This is a genomic window from Streptomyces swartbergensis (assembly GCF_002148965.1).
GTDB lineage: Bacteria > Actinomycetota > Actinomycetes > Streptomycetales > Streptomycetaceae > Streptomyces > Streptomyces swartbergensis.
This window is the reverse complement of record NZ_NGFN01000603.1, coordinates 1-2,507: the sequence shown is the minus strand read 5'-3', so window position 1 is coordinate 2,507 and position 2,507 is coordinate 1. Positions and strand designations below refer to the sequence as shown.

Below are 2,507 nucleotides of genomic sequence, written 5' to 3'. Positions count from 1 at the left end.
GGGTTGGGTGCATTGGGTGCTGTGGGTCCCAGTGGTGCTGTCGGTGCTGTGGGTTTCCGTCGTAGCCAGGGGATCGGTGTCCTCGGGAGCTTGGGCGTCCCGTGTCGCAGCGGCCTCCGGGCCCTGGGCGTCCCGTACCGCGGCGGCCTCCGGGCCCTGGGCGTCCCGCGCGGCGGTGTCCCCGTGGGCTGGAACGTCCCGTGTCGCAGCGGCCTCCGGGCCCTGGGCGTCCCGTACCGCGGCGGCCTCCRGGCCCTGGGCGTCCCGTGCCGCGGCGGCGTCCGGGGCCTGGGCGTCCCGCGCGGCGGTGTCCCCGTGGGCTGGGGCGTCGTCCTCGGGGCCGTCGGTTCTCGCCGCTGGTGTGGTGCGGGGGTGGGTCATGGGTTGCTGCTCCCTTCAGGGGTGGTGGAGGGAGCGCCGTGGGGTGGCGCGGCCTGCTGGAGGGCCGGAGCAGGGCGCGGCGGGACGGTGGCCGCAGTCTGCTCGGCGTGGCGGAGGAACGGGAGGGAGTGTTCGGCGTAGTGGGGGCCGGCGTGGGAGTGGCGAGGCAGTTCGACGACGGTCAGGCCCTGGTAGCCGGTGGCGGCGAGGGCCGCCAGGACCGGTGGGAAGTCGATCTCCCCGTCCCCGAAGGGGAGGTGCTCGTGGACGCCGCGTCGCATGTCCTCGATCTGGACGTGACGCAGCCAGGGGGCGGCGGCGCGCACGCAGTCGGCGGGAGGGAGGGGTTCGAGGCACTGACAGTGGCCGATGTCGAGGGTGAGGCCGAGAGGTTCGGGATCACCGAGGGTGCGGCGGAGGTGGTGGAAGTCGGCCAGGGTGGCGAGGAGGTGACCCGGTTCGGGCTCGACGGCGAGCGGAACGCCGGCGGACGCGGCGGCGTCCAGGACGGGCGTGAGGGTCTCGGCGAGGCGCTTCCACGCGGTGTCCGTGTCGGTGCCGTCCGGGACGATCCCGCTGAAGCAGTGAACCGCGTGGGCGCCGAGGTCGGCCGCGACCCGTACGGCCCGGAGGAGGAGGTCGACACGCCGGGCCCGGTCACCGGGGTCGGGGTCCAGCAGGGACGGGCCGTGTTTGCGGCGCGGATCGAGCACATAACGGGCGCCCGTCTCCACGGTGACACCCAGTCCGAGCGCGTCCAGCCGATGGCCGACCCGGCGGGTGCGGGCGGCGAGGTCGGGGGCGAGCGGGTCCAGGTGCATGTGGTCGAGGGTCAGTCCGACGCCGTCGTATCCGAGGTCGGCGAGAAGGGAGAGCGCGTCGTCGAGCCGGAGGTCGGCGAGACCGTTGGTGCCGTAGCCGAAGCGGAGGGAAGCGGGGGCCGGCTCAGCCGTCGTGGCTCGGCTGCCGGAGGCTCGGGCATCGGAGCTCATGTGACGCTCACCTTCTTCCCGAACCTCGCTCCGAGTGGGGCGAGGGCCGCGATGAGGAGGGCGGTGGCCGTGCCCCGGGAGCGGGCGGTCAGGGTGGCCTGGAGGGGGATCGTGGCGCGGATGCCGGCGCCGACTGCTCGTTGGGTGAGGGGAGGTGAGGGATTGAGGGCGGCGTGGAAGTAGGGGCGGGCGGTGGTAGCGGCGTAGGCGGCCGCGAGGACGGTCGTCAGGTGTGCCGCAGGCCGTCGAACCGGCTCAGGTCGTCCTGGACGGGCGGACCGGGGGCCCGGCAGGACCTGGGCGGCTGCTTCCCGGCGGCCTTCCGGAAGACTCGCGAGGCTGTGCGTCACCAGGCGGGTCAGCAGGGCCGTCGTCGCGAGTGCCGCCAGGGGAGCCAGGGGTGAGCCGCCCCGGGCCTCCTGGCGGGAGACCGTCGTGACGGCCAGGGTGTGGGTGCCGAGGAGGGCGGCGGAGGGCAGTGCCCGGCGGATACGGCCGGTGCCCGCCGCGGCTCCCAGGAGCAGGTCCAGTCCGCGGGCCGCGCCCATGGCCACGGGCCCGGCCGGTGTGTGCTTCAGGGTGAGGTCGTACGCCCAGACGGTCGCCGCCAGGGGCGCGGCGACGGCCAGGGCCGGGCGGCCGGCGCGGGCGGCCAGGGCCAGTCCGGCTCCGGTGAGGACACAGGCCGCCGTGAGCGCGGCGGCGGGCCGGCTGCGGCCGGAGGGCAGGGGGCGGTGGGGGCGTTCGACGGCGTCCACCTCGCGGTCCGCCCAGTCGTTGAGGGCCATGCCGGCCTCGTACAGGCAGAGGGAGGAGCCGATGGCGAGCAGGGTGCGGGCGTTGGGCGGTGCGCCGGCCGCGGCGGTGCCGGCGAGTGCGTCGCCGGGCACGCTGAACAGGGCCGGGAGGCGGAGAAGTTCGGCCCAGGCTCGTCCACGTGCCGAGCGGCCGGCGCAGCCGCGGGGCGGGGTGGGTGCCGTGCCGCCGACGTCCCCTTCATGGGAGGTGTCACCCGTGCTGCCTGAGCCTCGACAAGGATGCTCGCGCCGCTTCACCGGAGGTCCCCCATCCCCTTGGTGCGCTCCTCCGGACCGAGTTCGCGGGCCCCTCCGGCGTTCTGCCGGAGACTCGTGC

2 protein-coding genes and 1 pseudogene are annotated in these 2,507 nt (G+C 75.6%); all 3 read right to left on the bottom strand.

Features of this window, described 5'->3' with window-relative positions; translation table 11 throughout:
- Positions 1-381: pseudogene (locus tag CA983_RS42675) on the bottom strand (hypothetical protein); the annotation flags it as partial.
- Positions 378-1,373, bottom strand: a complete 996-nt coding sequence (locus CA983_RS42670; protein WP_086605994.1) for a sugar phosphate isomerase/epimerase family protein — start codon at positions 1,371-1,373, stop codon at positions 378-380. The pseudogene CA983_RS42675 and the gene CA983_RS42670, both read right to left, overlap by 4 nt.
- Positions 1,370-2,428: an SCO3242 family prenyltransferase gene (locus CA983_RS42665; RefSeq protein WP_086605993.1), complete on the bottom strand. Its 1,059-nt coding sequence runs from the start codon at positions 2,426-2,428 to the stop codon at positions 1,370-1,372. Before CA983_RS42665 ends, CA983_RS42670 begins: the two co-directional genes overlap by 4 nt.
- Positions 2,429-2,507: the final 79 nt, after the last annotated feature.

Excerpts from the sequence above, each read along its gene's own strand:
- CA983_RS42670 (WP_086605994.1), bottom strand. The coding sequence starts at position 1,373 with ATGAGCTCCGATGCCCGAGCCTCCGGCAGCCGAGCCACGACGGCTGAG.